This is a genomic window from Intrasporangium oryzae NRRL B-24470 (assembly GCF_000576595.1).
GTDB classification, from domain to species: domain Bacteria; phylum Actinomycetota; class Actinomycetes; order Actinomycetales; family Dermatophilaceae; genus Intrasporangium_C; species Intrasporangium_C oryzae.
The window spans coordinates 17,667-37,020 of record NZ_AWSA01000043.1; the positions used below are offsets into that span (position 1 = coordinate 17,667).

The window sequence follows — 19,354 nt, forward strand, 5'->3', positions numbered from 1 at the left end:
GCTGTGAGATCGATCCATGTCCGTGGCGATCCCTTGCACGGGTTGCACCGGGGAGGTTGGGTGTGGAGAAGACCCCTGCCCGTCCACCGTCGCACGCCCGGGAGGCCCCCATGTCCGCCGTCCTGTCCGAACCCGACACGCTCGACCCGACGCTCTCGCACACCCGCGGCGAGACCGACACCCCGCTCATCGAGCAGACCATCGGCGACAACTTCGATGCCACCGCGGCCCGGTTCCCCGACCGAGAGGCCCTCGTCGACGTCGTCGAGGGAACCCGGTGGACGTACGCCGAGCTCAAGGCCGACGTCGACACGCTGGCGCGCGCCCTGCTTGCCATCGGGATCAGGCCGGGTGACCGGGTCGGCATCTGGGCGCCGAACTGCTCCGAGTGGACCCTCGTGCAGTACGCCACGGCCAAGATGGGCGCGATCCTCGTCAACATCAACCCGGCCTACCGGGCGCACGAGCTGCACTACGTGCTCGGACAGGCCGGGATCTCGACCCTCATCGCCGCGGAGTCGTTCAAGACGAGCAACTACCGCGAGATGATCGACGAGGTCCGGCACGACGTCGAGAGCCTCGAGCGCGTCATCTTCATCCGGACCGACCACTGGGCCGACCTCGTCGCGCGGGCCGACGAGGTGAGCGCCGACGAGCTGGCCGACGTCCAGGCGGGCCTCACGAACACTGACCCCATCAACATCCAGTACACCTCTGGCACAACGGGATTCCCCAAGGGCGCGACCCTGAGCCACCGCAACATCCTCAACAACGGCTTCTTCGTCGGCGAGCTCTGCGACTACACCGAGGAGGACCGGGTCTGTATCCCCGTGCCCTTCTACCACTGCTTCGGGATGGTCATGGGCAACCTCGCCTGCACGACGCACGGTGCCTGCATGGTCATCCCGGCTCCGGGTTTCGACCCGGCCCTGACGCTCCAGGCGACACAGGACGAGAAGTGCACGAGCCTCTACGGCGTGCCGACGATGTTCATCGCCGAGTGGAACCTGCCCCACTTCGCCGACTACGACCTGTCGTCGGTGCGCACCGGGATCATGGCCGGATCTCCCTGTCCGGCAGAGCTGATGAAGAAGCTCATCGCGTCCGGCATCGAGGAGATGACCATCTGCTACGGCATGACGGAGACGTCACCCGTGTCGACGCAGAACCGCACCGACGACACGTTCGAGCAGAAGGTCGGCACCGTCGGACGCGTCGGCCCTCACCTCGAGATCAAGATCGCGGATCCGACGACAGGAGAGACGGTTCCGCGTGGCACGGCCGGCGAGTTCATGACGAAGGGCTACTCGGTCATGCTCGGCTACTGGGAGCAGCCCGACAAGACCGCCGAGGCCATCGAGGACGGCTGGATGCACACCGGCGACATCGGCGTCATGCACGACGACGGCTACGTCGAGATCACCGGCCGGATCAAGGACATGGTCATCCGGGGCGGCGAGAACGTCTACCCCCGCGAGATCGAGGAGTTCCTCTATACGCACCCCGACATCCTCGATGCGCAGGTCATCGGTGTGCCCGACCCGAAGTACGGCGAAGAGCTCTGCGCGTGGATCCGCATGAAGGACGGAGCGACGCCACTCACGGCCGACTCCGTCCGCGAGTTCTGCACCGGCCGCCTCGCCCACTACAAGATCCCGCGCTACGTCGAGATCGTCGACGAGTTCCCGATGACCGTCACGGGCAAGATCCGCAAGGTCGAGATGCGCGAGGTGACGGCCAAGCGCCTCGGGCTGGTCTGACGACGACACGGCACGTATGCCGCTGACCCGGCTCGGCGGCATACGTGACCTCGCGTGGGGCTGGCCTCGTCGAGCCCGCGGCGCTTAGCGCCGCGCGGCGCCCCCTCCCGCAGTAGGTTTCGGGAGCAGAGGGGTCTTAGGCCCGTGACCGTGAAGGGGTCGGCATGTCGGACACCAGCAGGACGCTCGTGTGGCTCGCGCTCGCCGTCGTCGTGATCGCCCTGATCGCGTGGCTCTGGAGCTCCACGCGCCGCAGGCAGGAGGCGGACCAGCGGGCGCAGGCCGCCGCGCTTCGCGCCCAGGTCGAGGAGCGGCTGACGACGGTCCAGGACCAGGAGGACCGCGCCTCGGTCACCGAGCGGATCGCGGCCGACGCGCAGGCCGAGGCGGAGGCTCAGGCTGCGGAGGTACGCCGTGCTGCGGCCGCAGCCGCGGAGCGTGAGGCCGAGGCCCGCCGCCTGGCCGAGCAGGCCGAGGCCAACCGCGCGGAGGCTCGCGCCGTCCGTGAGGAGCACGAGCGCCTCGCGCGCGAGGCCGACCTCCTCGACCCCGACGTCGCGACCGACAGCGACGGCTACCGCGTTGACGACACGGGCCACCGCCTCGACGGCTCCGACCGGGCGCGGCCCGGGGCGGAGCCCGATGTGGAGTCCGAAGCTGCGCCGGTGGGTACGAAACGGGTGGCGGAGCAGCCGGGCACCTCGTCGCAGGTGGACGCGGACTCCTCCGTCGCCCCCACCGAAGCCAGCGACGAGGAGGCGGTCCCGATGGAGGACGTCACGGACGACACCGCACGACAGACCGGACCGGGCGAGACCGAAGAGACACCCGAGGAACCGGCCACGGAGGAGCGGGCCACGGAGGAGCGGGCCGACTACCGCTTCAGCAGCGGCGACGAGCAGGACGAGGCCGTGGTCACGATCCCCGCCCTCGAGGACCGCGACGAGGTCGTCGTCGGAGGTGGGACCCCGGCCGACGACCCGGGCGACCAGCGCGGACAACCCTGGTCGACCTCGCCCGGAGCGCCCGGCCCGGACCCGAAGGACGAGGAGCCCGGGGCGGGCTACGGCGAGGACGCCGCTCTCGGCGCCCGGGTCGACCCCGAGACGGACGTCGAGGTCGGCGACCCGACCGCCAACCCGGGGCCGGTCGAGCACTCGGACGACGCGCCCCTCCTCGACGACTCGGCGGGTACGGACGAGGGCGATCGCGACGAAGGCGATCGCGAGGGCTCCTCGGCGCATAACGCATCCGGCGATGCCGAGGCAGGAGACGGGACCACGGGCGGCCGGCGCGTGTCCGAGTTCGACGAGGTCGTCGACGGCGGCTACGGCATCGGGTCGGCCGCGCCCATCGCGGACGGCGCCCAGCCCCTCGGGCACGCGGTGAAGGCTCGCCGCGACGGCATGACCTACGTGCTCCCCGAGGCGCCCGGCTACGACGACGTCGAACCCGACCTCTGGTTCTACAACGAGGAGTCGGCGCGTCGCGCGGGCTTCACCCCCGAGGGCGAGTAGCCGCTGCACGAACCTTGGCGGGCGGAGCCGGGCTCGGACCCGCGCCGGGCCGCCCGCGCGGCCCGGCGGCATACGGCCCCCGGCGCTAATGCGGGAGCGAGCACTCGCGCGCCGCCCATAAACTGGCCCGCATGGTCTCCCCGCTCGTCGCGCTCACACCCAAGGTCCAGTCCGCGATCGCCGCCGCCCTCGGCGACGACTTCTGCGAGGCCGACCCGGTGCTGCGCCCGTCGCAGTTCGCCGACGTGCAGGTCAACGCCGCGCTCGCGCTCGCCAAGAAGGTCGGTATGCCGCCGCGCGACGTCGCCGCGAAGGTCGTCGACGCGCTCGACCTCGACGGGGTCTGCTCCAAGGTCGAGGTGAGTGGCCCCGGCTTCATCAACCTCACCTTCTCCGACGCCTGGCTCGCCTCCCTCCTGCAGGACGTCGCCGCCGACGAGCGGGTCGGCGTGCCCGCCCAGGCGCCCGAAAACATCCCGATCGACTACTCCGCTCCGAACGTGGCCAAGGAGATGCACGTCGGGCACCTGCGCACGACCGTCGTCGGCGACGCGCTCGCCAGGACGCTCGAGCACCTCGGCCACCACGTCATCCGGCAGAACCACATCGGCGACTGGGGCACGCCCTTCGGCATGCTCATCGAGCACCTCCTCGAGGTGGGCGAGGGCAGCGACGAGGCCCAGCTGCTCGTCACCGACCCCAACGCCTTCTACCAGGCCGCGCGCGTCAAGTTCGAGACCGCGGAGAAGGCCGAGCCCGCGGGCAGCGCCGGCGACTTCAACACCCGGGCCCGGACCCGGGTCGTCTCCCTCCAGGCCGGCGACCCCGAGACGCTCCGGCTCTGGAACGAGCTCGTCGACCTGTCGAAGGTCTACTTCAACAAGCTCTACACGACCCTCGGCGTCACCCTGACCGACCTCCACCTCGCCGGTGAGTCGATCTACAACGCCGCGCTCCCGGGCATCTGCGACGAGCTCGAGGGCAAGGGCATCGCCCAGGTCTCCGACGGGGCCCTCTGCGTCTTCCTCGACGGCTACACCGGGCGTGAGGGCAAGCCGGTCCCGCTCATCGTCCGCAAGTCCGACGGCGGCTACGGCTACGCGACGACCGACCTCGCGACGATCAAGTACCGCGTCCACGACCTCGGCGCCCACCGGGTGCTCTACGTCATCGGCGCGCCGCAGGCCCTCCACCTCAACATGGTGTGGGACACCGCCCGCAAGGCCGGCTGGCTGCCCGACGACGTCGTGCCCGTCCACGTCCAGATCGGCAACGTCCTCGGCGACGACCGCAAGATCCTCCGGACCCGGTCCGGCAAGCCGCTCCGGCTCATGGCCCTGCTCGAGGAGGCCATCGACAAGGCGCGCAGCGTCATCGACGAGACGCGGCCCGACCTCGACGAGGAGACCCGGGCGACGATCGCGCGCCAGATCGGCATCGGCGCGGTCAAGTACGCCGACCTGTCCGTCGCGCACGACAGCGAGTACGTCTTCGACCTCGACCGGATGGTGTCGCTCACCGGCAACACCGGCCCGTACCTCCAGTACGTCGTCGCCCGGGTCCGCTCGATCTTCCGGCAGGTCGGCCTCGACCCGCTGGCGCAGCACGCCCCGATCGTGCTCGGCCAGGCGCACGAGCGCGACCTCGCCAAGCACCTGCTCGGCTTCGGCGACGTCGTGGCCGAGGTCGGAGCGACGTACGAGCCGCACCGGCTCGCCGGCTACCTCTTCGAGCTCGCCCAGGCGTTCTCCGCCTTCTACGAGAACTGCCCGGTCCTCAAGGCCGAGAGCGACGAGGTCAAGCAGTCGCGCCTGACGCTCTGTGCCCTCGTGCTGCGGGTCATGACAACCGGCCTCGACCTGCTCGGCCTCGAGGCGCCCGAGCGGATGTGACTCCGGGGGCCAGGTCCCGACGGACCTGACCACCCGACCACTCGACGTGGACCCCACCACGTCGAGTGGTCACGTCCGCGCCGACCCGGCCCGGCGGCATACGACGTCATGACTTCGTCAGGTCCTGGCCATTGCCGCCCGGGTCGGCGACGGAGGACAGTCGGACCCATGAGCGACTGGGACTTCAGCGGCCTCAAGGCCACCTACGTCAACTGCACCCTCAAAAAGAGCCCCGAGCTGAGCCACACGCAGGGGCTCGTCGATGCCAGCGCGGCGATCATGCGGACGCACGGCGTCGACGTCGACATCATCCGGTTCGTCGACCACGACGTCGCGACGGGCGTCTACCCCGACATGCGCGAGCACGGCTGGGAGACCGACGCGTGGCCCGAGCTCTACCCCGGCATCCTCGACAGCCAGATCCTCGTCGTCGCCGGACCGATCTGGCTCGGCGACAATTCGAGCATCACCAGGCGCTTCATCGAGCGGATCTACTCCCTGAGCGGGATGCTCAACGACAAGGGGCAGTACCTCTTCTACGGGCGCGTCGCCGGCTGCCTCATCACCGGCAACGAGGACGGCATCAAGCACTGCGCCCAGAACGTCCTCTACAGCCTCCAGCACGTCGGCTACACGATCCCGCCCAACGCCGACGCGGGCTGGATCGGGGAGGCCGGTCCCGGCCCGAGCTACCTCGACCCCGGCAGCGGCGGCCCGGAGAACGACTTCACCAACCGCAACACGACGTTCATGACGTGGAACCTCATGCACCTCGCCAAGCTGCTGACCGACGCGGGTGGTGTGCCCGCCCAGGGCAACCAGCGATCCGAGTGGAACGCCGGGGCGCGCTTCGACTGGCACAACCCGGAGTACCGCTGAGGCGGGTCATGCGGGTCCCGCCAGGGGTTCGTCTGGGCCACTCACCCGTCGCGGGTGATTCACCAGACACCCGGTGCATTAGGCCCCGTTCCGGTGCCACCGGCGGGAGTATGCAGGAGCGGGGAACCACCTTCCCCGGTCACGCGGGGCGACACCCACGGTGTGGCCCACGACGAAAGGGCTGTTGACCATGTCGTTCTGGGACATCGTCTGGTTCATCTTCATCTTCGCCGCCTTCATGGCCTATCTGATGGTGGTCTTCACCATCCTCGGGGACCTCTTCCGCGACGACAGCGTGTCCGGGGTCATGAAGGCGGTCTGGGTCATCCTGCTCTTCGTCTTCCCCTTCATCACGGCGCTGGTCTACATCATCGCGCGCGGCAAGGGCATGAACGAGCGGGCGAGGCAGGAGGCGGTCGAGGCCAAGAAGGCGCAGGACGAGTACATCCGTTCCGTCGCCGCTCCTGCTGCCGGGGGTGGTGGCTCTCCGGCGGACCAGATCGCCCGGGCCAAGGAGCTGCTCGACTCCGGCGCGATCACGTCCGACGAGTTCGCCGCCCTGAAGGCGAAGGCCCTGGGCTGACGGCATGACGACGCCCGCCTCCGGGCGACGCGAGGAGAGCGGGCGGCTGGGACTCGAGGCCCTGGCCGCGGCTCCCCTCGCGTCCCACGCCGACCTGCACTCGCCGCCGGGGCAGGACCCGGTGGCGATCCTCGAGGCGCAGTCGGCCGACCGGGTGCCCGAGCTCGTCCCGATCCGCTACGGGCGGATGCTCGCCTCGCCCTTCGCGTTCTACCGGGGAGCCGCGGCCCTCATGGCCGACGACCTCGGTGGTGCGCCGCGGTCCGGCCTCACGGTCCAGCTGTGCGGTGACGCCCACGTCAGCAACTTCGGCCTCTTCGCGACGCCGGAGCGCCGGCAGCTCTTCGACCTCAACGACTTCGACGAGACGTGGCCCGGGCCTTTCGAGTGGGACGTCAAGCGCCTCGCGGCGAGCCTCGAGATCGCCGGCCGCGCCAACGGCCTCAAGCGCAAGCAGCGCGAGCGGGTCGTCGGCACGGCCCTGAGCTCGTACCGCCAGACCGTGCACATCTTCGCCGGGCAGTCGGCGCTCGAGGTCTGGTATGCCCGGGCCGAGCTCCAGCCGGGTCTCCCCGAGCTGAAGAAGCTGCTGCCGAAGGCCGCCTTCGCCAGCACCGAGGCGATGGTCGCCAAGTCCCGCTCCCGGGACTCCCTGCAGGCGCTCGCCAAGCTGACGACCACCTCGGGGGGCGGGCGCCGCTTCATCAGCGACCCCCCGCTCATCGTTCCCCTTCGTGAGCTTCGCCCGGATGTCGTGGAGCAGGTCAACGACTGGTCCGACCGGCTCATCGGCAGCTACCGCGAGAGCCTCGAGGCCGACCGGCGCGAGCTCTTCGACTCCTTCGAGCTCGTCGACCTCGCGCGCAAGGCGGTCGGCGTGGGGAGCGTCGGCACCCGGGCCTGGGTCCTGCTCTTCCTCGACGACACCGGCTCCCCGCTCATCCTCCAGGCCAAGGAGGCCGTGGACTCCGTGCTCGCGCCCTACGCCCCCGGCCCCGTCTGGGAGAACCAGGGCCAGCGGGTCGTCGAGGGCCAGCGCCTCATGCAGGCGAGCAGCGACCTCTTCCTCGGCTGGCAGCGCACCGAGGGCGACGGGGGCATCGTCCGCGACTACTACGTGCGGCAGTTCCGCGACTGGAAGGGCTCGTTCGACGTCGACCGCAGCGACGTCCACACGCTCGACGTGCTCGCGAGCGTCTGCGCGTGGACCCTGGCGCGTGCGCATGCCCGCTCGGGCGACCGCGTCGCCATCGCGACCTACCTCGGCGAGACCGACGAGTTCGACCGGGCCGTTGCCGCCTTCGCGACCGCCTACGCCGACAAGTCGGAGCGCGACCACGCAGCGCTCCTCGAGGCCTCCCGCAGCGGCCGGGTCGAGGCCACGCCGGGTCTTTGAGCCGCGGGGACCTGCCGCCCGTATGCCGCTGGGGCAGCGTGGCTCACCCCCTCGCGGTCTTCGCCTCCCACGCCTCCAGGGTGGCCCGAGCGCCCCTGGTGTGCAGGGACTCGAGCGCGGCCAGGTAGCTCGCCGTGAACCGATCGTCGTCGACGAGGTCACCGAAGAGGTCCCGGTCCCGCAGGAAGGACAAGGGGTCGCTCTCCTGGCGGGCGGCGGCCGCCATGACCCGGTCGCGGATCCTGTCGACGACCTCGATCGGATCGCCCTGCTCGTCAGTGCCCTCGGCGTAGCGCGCCCAGGAGGCGACGACGAGGGCCGACCGGTCGATCTCGCCACCCCCCGCGAGGTTGCGGTTGATGACGGGCACGAGCCACTTGGGGATGCGGTCGGAGCTCTCGGCGCAGAGGCGCGCCAGCGTGTCGCGCACCTCGGGGTTGGCGAAGCGCTCGATGAGCTCGTGTCGGTAGGCGCCGAGATCGACGCCGGGCACCTCGGGGAGCGTCGGCGAGCCCTCGTGCTCCATGTAGCCGAGCAGGAAGTCGACGAAGAGGGGGTCCTGGCACACGTCGTGCGCGTAGCGGTAGCCCGAGAGGTAGCCGAGGTAGCAGAGCGCCTGGTGGCTCGCGTTGAGCAGTCGCAGCTTCATCAGCTCGTAGGGCACGACGTCGGGGACGAGCTGCACACCGGCCTCCTCGAGCGGCGGGCGGCCGTCGGTGAAGTGGTCCTCGAGGACCCACTGCGTGAACGGCTCGCAGACGACCGGCCACCCGTCCTCGACGCCGAACTCCTCCGCGAGGCGATCGATGTCCTCCTCTGCCGTCACCGGGGTGATCCGGTCGACCATGCAGTTGGGGAACGCCACGTGCTCGTCCATCCAGTCGGCGAGGGAGGGGTCCTTGAGACGCGCGAAGGCCGTCATCATCCGACGGGCGACGTCGCCGTTGCCGGGCAGGTTGTCGCAGGACATGACGGTGAACGGAGGGACCCCGCTCTCACGCCGGGCTGCGAGGGCGGCGACGACGTAGCCGAACACCGTGCGAGGCGTCGCACCCTCGACGAGGTCTGCTCGGATCGCCTCGTCCGCCGCGTCGAACTCCCCGGTGACCTGGTTGACGACGTAGCCGCCCTCGGTGATGGTCAGCGACACGATCCGGGTCCGGGGGTCGGCGAGCCGGTCGACGACCGCCCTCGGGTCGTCGGGGGCGAACATCATCTCGACGATGCTGCCGATCACCCGGGCCTCGCGGTGACCGTCGGGATGCTTGACGACGAGCGTGTAGAGGCCGTCCTGCTCGGTGAGCGTGTCGACGATCCGCCGGTCCTGGGGCAGTGCGCCGACACCGCAGATACCCCAGTCGAGGGCGAGCCCGTTGTTGAGGAGGTGGTCGACATACATCGCCTGGTGGGCTCGGTGGAAGCCGCCCACGCCGAAGTGCACGATTCCGACCGTGACCTTCGCGCGGTCGTACGCCGGCCGGCCCACCTCGGGCGGGAGGGCGGCATACGTGCTCTGCGACAGGGAGATCGGCGTGCGCGCCGTGGGGGCGTCGGTGGTGGTCATGATCGTCTGGGTCCTCTCTCGGAGGTCTCGAAGGCAGGGGCCCGCTCCGGGCGGTCATCGGGCGAGGAGGAGGTCGCCGATCCGTCGGCTGACGGTGGTCAGTGCGACTCGGAGAGGCTCCACATCGTCCACAGCTCGGTCCGCATCCGGCGCGGCTGTCGCAAGGTGTAGGCGACGGCCCGGGCGATGTCCTCCGGTTCGAGGAAGTCACCATCGGACGGGTCCCGGTCGCCGAAGCGCCCGTCGGCCGCGGCGAAGGGGGTGTTGACGCCGGCCGGTGCGATGGTCGTGGTGCGGATCCCCTCGGACCGGAGCTCGCGGTCGAGTGCGTAGCCGAGGTTGATCTGGGCGGCCTTGGTGGCCGCGTAGACCGCCTCCTTGCCTCCTCCGATGAGGAGCCCGGCGACGGAGCCGATGATGACGATGTCGCCGCCGTCGCCCTGGGCGCGGAACTGCCGCACGGCGGCGCGTGCGAGCCACACCGTCCCCTTGACGTTGACGTCCACCATGAGTGAGACCTCGTCCGCGGAGTAGTCCAGGACGCCGCCGTAGAAGCCGACGGCCGCGTTGGCGACGACGGAGTCGACCCGCCCGAAGGCCTGGACGCCGGCGGCGACGAGCGCGTCAGCGGTGGCCTCGTCCCGGACGTCGCCGAGGCCGACGGCCAGGCGGTCCTCGCCCCAGGCGTCACGGAGCGGAGCCAGCGCGTCGGGGCGGAGGTCGCCGGCGACGACCCGCCCGCCGGCCTCGAGGACGAGCCGGGCGATCGCACCGCCGATCCCGCCCCCGGCACCGGTGACGAGGACGACCGTGCCCTCGAGGTCACGGCCCCGGTCGACGACGCGGCCGGGGCCCGACCGGTCTGCTGCTGCAGCGTCGCTCACTTGATGGCTCCCATCGACAGGCCGCGGACGAGCTGCTTCTGCGCCGCCCAGCCAGCAATGATGACGGGCAGCGCGGCAATGGTCGCGGCGGCCGAAAGGACGGCGAGGAACTGACCACGCCCGTCGACGAAGCTGCCGAGGAAGGGCGGCGTCGTGCGGGCCGCCGAGCTCGTCAGGAGCAGCGCGAGGAAGTACTCGTTCCAGGCGAAGATGAAGCTGATGAGCGCCGCGGCCGCGACCCCGGGCAGGACGAGCGGCAGGACGATCCGCACGATCTCGCGGAACATGCCGGCCCCGTCCACGCGTGCCGCCTCGATGATCTCGAACGGCACCTCGAGGAAGAACGAGCGCATCATCCACACCGTCACGGGCAGGTTCATCGCGCCGTAGACGACGGCGAGCATGTAGATGTTGTCGAGCAGCCCGATGGTCTTGAAGATCATGAAGAGCGGCAGGACGATCGCGGCGAGCGGCATGAACCGGGTCGAGATGAAGAAGGACAGGCTGTTCTCGACGTTCTTGACCCGCCGGATGGACAGCGCGTAGGCGGCGGGGATCGCGAGCGTCACCGAGATGATCGTCGCGATGACCGCGGCGGTCAGCGAGTTCTGGAGGTAGCCGGCCATCCCGCGGTCCATCGCGAGCTGGTAGCCCTCCGTGACGGGCTTGAAGATGAACGTCGGATCGACGGACGACGCGAGCGACTCCGGCTTGAACCCGTTGAGGACCATCCAGAAGACCGGGAAGAAGAAGATGAGCACGAGAACCCACGTGACGAGGGTCGTGAGGGCACCTCTGGCCGATCGGTTCGACGTGGTGGTGCTGCTTGGGCTGTTCATCGGCTTCCTCCTGCCATGAAGACCTTGAAGACACTCTTGAGAGCGATGGTCGCGACGATGATCGTGAGGATGACGGTCACGACGCCGTATGCCGCCGCCTGCCCGACGTCGAGGCCGATGAAGGCCCGCTCGTAGAGGAGGTAGGCGAGAGTCTTCGTGCCGCCGGTTCCCTTGGTGAGGATGGCGATCGGGTCGAAGACCTGGAGGATGATGACGGACCCCAGGAGCACCCCGATCTCGACGTACATCCGCAGGTGGGGCAGCGTGATCCACGTGAAGGTCCGCCAGGCGCCGGCCCCGTCGACCTGGGCGGCCTCGAGGATGCCCTTGTCCTGGCCCTGCAGGCCGGCCAGCAGGATCAGCATCATGAACGGCGTGAACTGCCAGGTCAGCACGATGACGACCGTGGCCATCGGGTGCTCGGTGCTCCACGCGACGACCGGCAGGTGCAGGGACCGGAGGACCCAGTTGATCATCCCGATGTTGGTGTCGAACATCGAGTACTTCCAGATGAGCGAGGCGGCCGCCGGCATGATGAGGAAGGGCGTGATCATCAGGGTCCGGGCCAGGGCGCGACCGCGGAACTGACGGTCGAGCAGGACGGCGAAGAGCAGGCCGAAGAGGACGGCCAGGGTGACCGAGAAGGCCGTGATGAGCACCGTGGCGCGAATCGAGGGCCACAGGTCACCGGAGGTCAGCGCGCTGGTGTAGTTGTCGAACCCCGCGAAGGCGCGGTCGTTGGGGTAGAGCAGGTTCCACTTCGTCAGTGAGAACCCGATGGTCGTCAGGAACGGGATCTGCGTCAGCAGGATGAGGAAGACCACGGCCGGCAGCAGCAGGCCCCGGTTCCTCCAGAGCTCCTTCTTCTGCACGCGCCGCTTGTCCGTCGCGGTGGTGGCCCGGACGTCCTCGAGCTCGGTCGGTGGTGTGGTGATGGTGGTCATGTCGGCACTCCCTCGTGCGACTGCAGGGTGGGGACGGTGCGGTGGTGCCGGGCCCGGGGCGTGCCGGACCCGGCACCACGTGTCACCTGTTCGTCAGCGAGACGTCACTTCTTGTGCTTGTCGCCGGCTGCCTGGGCGATGCTCTGGCACTTGCTGAGCGCGTCGTCGATCGTGCCGCGGTTGGCCAGGTAGTCCGCGACCAGCTGGGCGCACTGGTTGCCGACGTCCTGGAACTCGGGGATCGAGACGTACTGGATGCCGACCCAGGGCTGGGGGTTCACTCCCGGCTGCTTCGGGTTGACCGAGCTCATCACGTCGAGGGTGATGGGCGCGTAGGCCTTGGCAGCGTCCTTGTACTCGGGGATCGAGTACGTCGAGGTGCGCGAGCCCGGCGGGACGTTGGACCAGCCGATCTTGTTGCCGACGAGCTTGATGTAGTCCTTGCTCGTCGCCCACTTGACGAACTTGATCGCCGCGTCCTTCTGCTTCGTCGACGTCGGGATGGCGAGGTTCCAGCTCCAGAGCCAGCCGGACTCCTTCGTCTTGTCGACCGGCATGTGGGCGTAGCCCATCTTGCCCTTGACCGGGGAGTCCGCGGCCTCGAGCATCGAGGCGGCGACCGAGGCGTCGGCCCACATCGCGGCCTTCCCCTCCTTGAGGGCCGTCAGGCACTCGTTGAAGCTGTAGGAGACCGGGTCCTTCTCACCGGAGTCGTCGAGCAGCTTCTTGTAGAAGCCGACGGCCTCCTTCCACTCCGGGGTGTCGACCGTCGCCTTCCAGTTGCTGTCGTACCAGTTGCCGCCGAACGTCTGCACGACGGTGGTGAGCGGGGCGAACAGGTCGCCCCAGCCGGGCTTGCCGCGCATGCAGATCCCGGCCATGTCGGGGGTGTTGACCTTCTTGGCCGCGTCCGCCACCTGCTGCCAGGTCGGGTTCTGCGGGATGGTGATGCCGGCCTTGTCCATGACCTCCTTGTTGTACATGAGGATCGAGGACTCGCCGTAGAACGGGACGGCGAAGAGCTTGCCGTCGTAGGTGTTGACGTCGCGCACCGGCGGGAGCAGGTCGTTCACGTCGTACGACGCGTCGGACTGCAGCGCCGGGGTGAGGTCGACGAGCCACCCGTTGGCGCCCCACTGGGGCGTCTCGTAGGCGCCGATGGTGACGATGTCGTACTGTCCGGCGCCGCTCGCGACGTCGGCGGTCACGGCGGCGCGGAGGTCGCCCTCCTCCATGACCTGGAAGTTGACCTTGACGCCCGGGTTCGCGGCCTCGTACTCGGTCTTGAGCTTCTCCATGTCCTTCATCTGGCCGTTGTTGACCGTGGCGACCTTGAGGGTGACGGTTCCGCCGTCGCCTCCGGTCGACCCGCCCCCGGCCTGCACGGCTCCGGACGAGCAGGCAGTCACCGTCAGGGCCACCGCCACTGCGCCCGTCCCGAGCGCGAGCATGCGCTTGTTCGCAAGCATTCCCAACTCCTTTGGTAGGCAACTCTCGTTCCGGCCCGAGCTCGACGATCACGGGTGAGACAGACACACCGTTGGGTGTGACGTCCGCAACAGTTCTTGACTGGAACTTGCGGGAACGCTATGAGGCATTGGGAGCGCCAACAAGGACTATCAGCCCTCTGTCGTTGATACGATTTTGCGAGGCGACACGCCCGGGGAGCGCACTTCGGTGACGTTCCCCGCACGAGGCGGAGACGACGTGGTCCCAAGCCGACGAAGGGCATGATGGTTTCGTATCGATCCGGCGAGACATCCGGCCGTGGAACAGCCCACCCGCACGGGGGGCGTATCACCGCGCAACCTTCGGCGTCCGCCCTGGGGCCTCCCATCCGCCGAGAGGTCATCCCGCCCCATCCGCAGGCGTCCGTGCGCGTGCTCACCCACGACTTCCCGAGCGAGATCTGCGGCTGGGGCTACCACCCCGAGTACGAGATCCACCTCATCACCAAGACCCGCGGCAGCTTCATCGCGGGCGACCACATCGGGACCTTCGCGCCGGGGCACGTCAGCATGATGGGTCCCAACCTGCCGCACGACTGGGTCAGCGACCTTGCCGAGGGCCAGGTGGCTGTCGACCGCGACGCCGTCATCCAGTTCAGTGACGAGTGGATCCGTCGGGCCAGCGAGAACCTGCCTGAGCTCGCCGAGGTGTCCGAGCTGCTCCAGCGCTCGACCAGGGGACTCGTCTTCTCCGGTGCCACCGCGTGGCGCGCGGCCGAGACGATCCTCGCCTGCGTCCACAGCCACGGCGTCGAGCAGCTGGGTCACCTCTTCAAGCTCCTCGCCCTCTTCGCGCACGCTCCGGTCGACGAGTACGAGCTCGTCGCGAGCGAGTGGGTGGGACGTCCCACCGACGCCGCCTCGCGCGACGCCGGCGAGGCCGGGCTCAGCTACATCCTCGACAACCTCACGGGCGACATCCGCCTGTCGACGGCGGCACGCCTCGCCTACATGTCCGAGCCGACCTTCTCCAAGTACTTCAAGACCGCAACCGGCATGACGTTCTCCAACATGGTCAAGAAGCTGCGGATCGCCTACGCCCGACGTCTGCTCGACACCTCCGACGACTCGATCGCCCAGATCGCCGAGCGGAGCGGCTACCACAACATGGCCAACTTCAACCGGCAGTTCCTCGCCGAGGTGGGCAGCACGCCGAGCGCCTACCGCCGTCTGGAGTCCGACCAGAAGCCGCCTCCCGAGCTGTTCAGCCTGGGTCTGCGAGCGCCGTCGAGCTGACCGCCGCCGCCGCTTTCCCCTGTCGGAGCGCCCACGGGGTGGACAGCGCAACCCGGCTCGGCGGCATACCGGTGTGATTCGAGTGGCACTTGACCGGACTACCCGCCGGTTGTGCTCTAGGTTCGGGGCACGTGCCCGCCCAGGAAGGAGCCGTCGTGCAGATCGGAGTCCCACGGGAGACCCGCGCGCGCGAGACGCGCGTCGCCGCCACGCCCAAGACCGTCGCCCAGCTCGTCGGGCTCGGCTACGACGTCGTCGTCGAGAGCGAGGCCGGGCACGCCGCGAGCTTCGACGACGAGGCGTATGCCGCTGCCGGCGCTCGCGTCGTCGACCGCGCCGAGGCCTGGGGCTCGGACATCGTCCACAAGGTCAACGCGCCCTCTGACGACGAGATCGCCCTGCTCCGGCCCGGCGCGACCCTCGTCGGCCTCCTCGCCCCCGCGCTCAGCCCCGACCTCGTCGAGCGGCTCCGCGCCGCCGAGGTCACGGCGCTCGCGATGGATGCCGTCCCGCGCATCAGCCGCGCCCAGTCGCTCGACGTCCTCTCGTCGATGGCCAACATCGCCGGCTACCGCGCCGTCGTCGAGGCGGCGCACGAGTTCGGGTCGTTCTTCACCGGCCAGGTGACCGCCGCCGGCAAGGTGCCCCCGGCGAAGGTCCTCGTCGTCGGTGCGGGCGTGGCCGGGCTCGCCGCGATCGGCACGGCCCGCTCGCTCGGCGCGATCGTCCGGGCCACCGACGCGAGGCCCGAGGTGGCCGAGCAGGTCGAGTCGATGGGCGCCGAGTTCCTCGCCGTCGGGGCGCCGGAGACCGGCCCGAGCGCCACGGGCTATGCCACGGAGATGGGCGAGGACTACAACCGGCGCGCCGCCGAGCTCTACGCGGCCCAGGCGCCCGACGTCGACATCATCGTCACGACCGCCCTCATCCCAGGGCGCCCCGCACCGCGGCTCATCACGGCCGAGATGGTCGCGACGATGCGGCCGGGGTCGGTCATCGTCGACATGGCGGCGGCCAACGGCGGCAACGTCGAAGGGTCCGTCGCCGACGAGCTGGTCGTCACGCCGCACGGGGTCAAGATCATCGGCTACACCGACCTGCCGGCCCGGCTGCCGACCCAGGCGAGCCAGCTCTACGGCACCAACCTCGTCAACCTCATGAAGCTGCTGACCCCGGCCACGGACGGCGAGCTCACCCTCGACCTCGAGGACGTCGTCCAGCGCGGCATGACGGTCGTGCGCGACGGCGAGCTGCTCTGGCCCCCGCCCGCGACCGCCGTGAGCGCGGCCCCCGTCGCCGCCCCAGCGGCATCCGCCCAGGTCGTGGCGAAGCAACCACCGACGCCACCCGACCCACGACGCAAGTACGTCCTCATGGCCGTCGGGGCCATCGCGTTCGCGGCGATCGCCGCCGCGTCACCGGCGAGCTTCCTCGGGCACTTCACCGTCTTCGCGCTCGCCGTCGTCGTCGGCTACTACGTCATCGGCAACGTCCACCACGCGCTGCACACCCCGCTCATGTCCGTGACCAACGCGATCAGCGGCATCATCGTCGTCGGTGCGCTGCTCCAGCTCGGCTCGTGGCAGCTGATCCCCGGCGCCACCGGGACCGTCGTCGCCGTGCTCGCCTTCGTGGCGACGCTCGTCGCCAGCATCAACATCTTCGGAGGATTCCTCGTGACCCGCCGCATGCTGACGATGTTCCGGAAGGGCTGACCGGTGGACCTCGCGCTCATCCAGGCCGCCTACATCATCGCGGCCATCCTCTTCATCCTCTCGCTCGCGGGCCTGTCCAGGCACGAGACGGCCAAGGACGGCAACGTCCTCGGCATGGTCGGCATGGCCGTCGCGCTCGCGGCGACCCTCTGGCTCGCCGGGCGCACCGCCGAGTGGAGCAACTGGGTCCTCATCGCCGTCGCGATGGCGATCGGCGCTTCGATCGGCATCTGGCGGGCCCGCCGCGTCGAGATGACCGGGATGCCCGAGCTCATCGCGATGCTGCACAGCTTCGTCGGTCTCGCGGCTGTCCTCGTCGGCTACAACTCGTACCTCGCCGACCCGGCCGGCGCCGACGGCGTCCACCTCGTCGAGGTGTTCCTCGGGGTGTTCATCGGTGCGGTCACCTTCACCGGGTCGATCGTCGCCTTCCTCAAGCTCTCGGCCCGGATCTCGTCGCGCCCGCTCATGCTGCCGCGCCGGCACTGGCTCAACCTCGCGGCGGTCGTCACGTCGTCCGGGCTGCTCGTGTGGTTCGTCGCCTCGCACACGCTCGCGCCCCTGGTCCTCATGACGGCCATCGCGCTGGCGTTCGGCTGGCACCTCGTCGCCTCGATCGGCGGCGGGGACATGCCGGTTGTGGTGTCGATGCTCAACAGCTACTCCGGATGGGCCGCGGCTGCCGCGGGCTTCATGCTCGGCAACGACCTGCTCATCGTGACCGGCGCACTCGTCGGGTCTTCGGGTGCCTACCTCTCGTACATCATGTGCAAGGCGATGAACCGGTCCTTCGTGTCCGTCATCGCCGGCGGCTTTGGTTCGGATGGCGCGGTGTCAAACGCCGACGTCGACTACGGCGAGCACCGCGAGACCAACGCCGAGGACGTCGCCGACCTGCTGACGCACGCCTCGTCCGTCGTCATCACGCCGGGCTACGGGATGGCGGTCGCGCAGGCGCAGTACCCCGTCGCCGAGCTCACGGCCAAGCTGCGCGAACGCGGCGTCGCCGTCCGCTTCGGCATCCACCCCGTCGCGGGGCGCCTGCCCGGCCACATGAACGTCCTCCTCGCCGAGGCCCGGGTGCCCTACGACATCGTCCTCGAGATGGACGAGATCAACGCCGACTTCCCCGACACCGACGTCGTTCTCGTCATCGGTGCCAACGACACCGTCAACCCGGCTGCCGCCGAGGACCCGACGAGCCCGATCGCGGGCATGCCGGTCCTCGAGGTCTGGAAGGCGAAGCAGGTCATCGTCTTCAAGCGCTCGATGGCGGCCGGGTACGCCGGGGTCCAGAACCCGCTCTTCTTCCGCGACAACTCGGCGATGCTCTTCGGCGACGCGAAGGAACGGGTCGAGGACATCATCAAGGCCCTCTGACCCCGCCCAACTTCCCCCCAGCCAACCTGCCCGACCCGCCCCGGAGTCCCACCCGCGAGCTGCGCACCCACCCCCTATGCCAAGTGAACGCAGCGTTCGTTGCTGAACTCAGCGGCATACCACGGAGTTCAGCAACGAACGCTGCGTTCACTGCGCTGGGTTGGGAGCGGTCTGCCGACGCGAGCACCTGAGTCAGGCGGACTCGAGCTTTGAGTCGCGGATGGCGTCCTCAATGCGGCCGTGGACGAGAATCGGTCGAGCCAGGTCTGCCCTGGTCAGGCGGACCACCCAGTAGCCGAGCCGTCGTATCTCATCCTCGCGGACCTTCTCCTCGAAGTTCGCGTCGACGGCCCCGTCGGACCGCCTGGGGTCGTACTTCGTCTTCCCGTCGAACTCGACGAGGACGCGGGTCCCGTCGATGAGGAAGTCGGAGTAGTAGGAGCGGCCCGGTGCCTCGAGTCGCGCGATGGCGTGCTGTGGGGTGAAGGTGTAACCCAGGCCGCGGAGAACCATCGCCGTCAACGTCTCGCCGGGCGACTCGTGGCGCCCGTCGCACCACGCGACAGCGGCCCTGGCCTGGATGATCCCTCGGTTGCCGCCCATGGCGGAGGCAGCCGCTGAGAGCTCTGCTCGGGTGATCATGCCGCGGTTGAGGGCGTGGTCAGCCACGACGAGCATTGATGACTGGTGCGTGAGGCCCACTTGGATGGCGGCCAGTGCGACGTTCACGACGTCCCTCTGGTGGGCCAGCTCCGGGTGGTCGACGAGCTCGTGGATGTGGACCCTGCTGAACGCCCGGAACGGCATACTCTGACGGCGCCACATGAGGTGGACCGTGCCCCAGTCGATGTCCTCGTCCGGGAGGTCCAGCCATGCCACGGCGGATGCATGTGAGGCCATGACCTGGCCTTCATACTCCTGGAGGAGGGCGGAGACGCGCAGGCGGTGGCGGTGCTTCTCATTCACCGGCTTCTGCACCGAGTACCAGCCATGGTGCAAGGGGTGGCACTTGCCCTCGGCCACGAGCTGACGCAGCAGGGCTGCGCCGATTCCGGTGGCCCGGGCAGAGGCAGCGGAGAACACGCCGGAGGGCGCCATCGCGCGGAGGTCCATGCGCACATCGTGACCGTTCCGGGCTGTCGCCCGCGGGCCCCTGTGGACAACTCCTCTCGCTCTCGATCCCTGCCCGCTGAACACAGCGTTCGTTCTCGAACTCAGTGTTGTAACAGTGAGTTCGAGAACGAACGCTGCGTTCAG

General features: G+C 69.4%; 15 protein-coding genes. 9 read left to right on the top strand and 6 right to left on the bottom strand.

What is annotated here, in order from left to right; translation table 11 throughout:
• Positions 1-110 precede the first annotated feature (110 nt).
• From N865_RS16715 to N865_RS16740, 6 genes are all read left to right on the top strand, one after another.
• Positions 111-1,760: an AMP-binding protein gene (locus N865_RS16715; protein WP_051510807.1), complete on the top strand. Its 1,650-nt coding sequence runs from the start codon at positions 111-113 to the stop codon at positions 1,758-1,760.
• Between the two features lie 164 nt (positions 1,761-1,924).
• Positions 1,925-3,277: a sunset domain-containing protein gene (locus N865_RS21940; RefSeq protein WP_157557742.1), complete on the top strand. Its 1,353-nt coding sequence runs from the start codon at positions 1,925-1,927 to the stop codon at positions 3,275-3,277.
• Positions 3,278-3,408: 131 nt separating this feature from the next.
• Complete coding sequence (gene argS, locus N865_RS16725; RefSeq protein ID WP_034808398.1) at positions 3,409-5,169, top strand: arginine--tRNA ligase; 1,761 nt, start codon at positions 3,409-3,411, stop codon at positions 5,167-5,169.
• Between the two features lie 168 nt (positions 5,170-5,337).
• Positions 5,338-6,048: a flavodoxin family protein gene (locus tag N865_RS16730; RefSeq protein ID WP_034808400.1), complete on the top strand. Its 711-nt coding sequence runs from the start codon at positions 5,338-5,340 to the stop codon at positions 6,046-6,048.
• Between the two features lie 190 nt (positions 6,049-6,238).
• A complete protein-coding gene (locus N865_RS16735) occupies positions 6,239-6,631 on the top strand; it encodes an SHOCT domain-containing protein (protein ID WP_034808402.1) in 393 nt (130 codons plus the stop codon).
• Between the two features lie 4 nt (positions 6,632-6,635).
• Complete coding sequence (locus N865_RS16740) at positions 6,636-8,027, top strand: DUF2252 domain-containing protein (RefSeq protein ID WP_084328314.1); 1,392 nt, start codon at positions 6,636-6,638, stop codon at positions 8,025-8,027.
• 43 nt (positions 8,028-8,070) lie between these two features.
• On the opposite strand, the gene N865_RS16745 is transcribed toward N865_RS16740, so the two are convergent.
• The 5 genes from N865_RS16745 to N865_RS16765 form a co-directional block, all read right to left on the bottom strand.
• On the bottom strand, positions 8,071-9,591 hold the full coding sequence (locus tag N865_RS16745; RefSeq protein WP_051510812.1) for a mannitol dehydrogenase family protein: 1,521 nt from the start codon (positions 9,589-9,591) through the stop codon (positions 8,071-8,073).
• Positions 9,592-9,689: 98 nt separating this feature from the next.
• Entirely contained in the window at positions 9,690-10,475 is a 786-nt protein-coding gene (locus N865_RS16750; protein ID WP_051510815.1) for an SDR family oxidoreductase, read from the bottom strand.
• Positions 10,472-11,314 (bottom strand): carbohydrate ABC transporter permease, encoded by an 843-nt coding sequence (locus N865_RS16755; RefSeq protein WP_034808404.1) that lies wholly within the window; start codon positions 11,312-11,314, stop codon positions 10,472-10,474. The genes N865_RS16750 and N865_RS16755 overlap by 4 nt, the downstream gene beginning before the upstream one ends.
• Positions 11,311-12,258: a carbohydrate ABC transporter permease gene (locus N865_RS16760; RefSeq protein ID WP_034808406.1), complete on the bottom strand. Its 948-nt coding sequence runs from the start codon at positions 12,256-12,258 to the stop codon at positions 11,311-11,313. Before N865_RS16760 ends, N865_RS16755 begins: the two co-directional genes overlap by 4 nt.
• 104 nt (positions 12,259-12,362) lie before the next feature.
• Positions 12,363-13,727 (bottom strand): ABC transporter substrate-binding protein, encoded by a 1,365-nt coding sequence (locus N865_RS16765; RefSeq protein ID WP_051510817.1) that lies wholly within the window; start codon positions 13,725-13,727, stop codon positions 12,363-12,365.
• Between the two features lie 405 nt (positions 13,728-14,132).
• On the opposite strand from N865_RS16765, the gene N865_RS16770 reads away from it, so the two are divergent.
• The 3 genes from N865_RS16770 (at position 14,133) to pntB (ending at position 18,097) form a co-directional block, all read left to right on the top strand.
• A complete protein-coding gene (locus N865_RS16770; protein ID WP_245603811.1) occupies positions 14,133-15,002 on the top strand; it encodes a helix-turn-helix domain-containing protein in 870 nt (289 codons plus the stop codon).
• Positions 15,003-15,157: 155 nt separating this feature from the next.
• Positions 15,158-16,717, top strand: coding sequence for a Re/Si-specific NAD(P)(+) transhydrogenase subunit alpha (locus tag N865_RS16775; RefSeq protein WP_034808409.1), 1,560 nt, complete (start codon positions 15,158-15,160; stop codon positions 16,715-16,717).
• 3 nt (positions 16,718-16,720) lie between these two features.
• Positions 16,721-18,097, top strand: a complete 1,377-nt coding sequence (gene pntB / locus N865_RS16780) for a Re/Si-specific NAD(P)(+) transhydrogenase subunit beta (RefSeq protein ID WP_034808412.1) — start codon at positions 16,721-16,723, stop codon at positions 18,095-18,097.
• Between the two features lie 192 nt (positions 18,098-18,289).
• Here pntB and N865_RS21945 read toward each other — a convergent pair whose 3' ends face one another.
• On the bottom strand, positions 18,290-19,210 hold the full coding sequence (locus N865_RS21945) for a hypothetical protein (RefSeq protein WP_051510819.1): 921 nt from the start codon (positions 19,208-19,210) through the stop codon (positions 18,290-18,292).
• Between the last annotated feature and the right edge of the window lie 144 nt (positions 19,211-19,354).

Coding starts and splice junctions, on each gene's coding strand:
- N865_RS16715 (WP_051510807.1), top strand. CDS start 111: ATGTCCGCCGTCCTGTCCGAACCCGACACGCTCGACCCGACGCTCTCG.
- N865_RS21940 (WP_157557742.1), top strand. CDS start 1,925: ATGTCGGACACCAGCAGGACGCTCGTGTGGCTCGCGCTCGCCGTCGTC.
- argS (WP_034808398.1), top strand. CDS start 3,409: ATGGTCTCCCCGCTCGTCGCGCTCACACCCAAGGTCCAGTCCGCGATC.
- N865_RS16730 (WP_034808400.1), top strand. CDS start 5,338: ATGAGCGACTGGGACTTCAGCGGCCTCAAGGCCACCTACGTCAACTGC.
- N865_RS16735 (WP_034808402.1), top strand. CDS start 6,239: ATGTCGTTCTGGGACATCGTCTGGTTCATCTTCATCTTCGCCGCCTTC.
- N865_RS16740 (WP_084328314.1), top strand. CDS start 6,636: ATGACGACGCCCGCCTCCGGGCGACGCGAGGAGAGCGGGCGGCTGGGA.
- N865_RS16745 (WP_051510812.1), bottom strand. CDS start 9,591: ATGACCACCACCGACGCCCCCACGGCGCGCACGCCGATCTCCCTGTCG.
- N865_RS16755 (WP_034808404.1), bottom strand. CDS start 11,314: ATGAACAGCCCAAGCAGCACCACCACGTCGAACCGATCGGCCAGAGGT.
- N865_RS16760 (WP_034808406.1), bottom strand. CDS start 12,258: ATGACCACCATCACCACACCACCGACCGAGCTCGAGGACGTCCGGGCC.
- N865_RS16765 (WP_051510817.1), bottom strand. CDS start 13,727: ATGCTTGCGAACAAGCGCATGCTCGCGCTCGGGACGGGCGCAGTGGCG.
- N865_RS21945 (WP_051510819.1), bottom strand. CDS start 19,210: ATGGACCTCCGCGCGATGGCGCCCTCCGGCGTGTTCTCCGCTGCCTCT.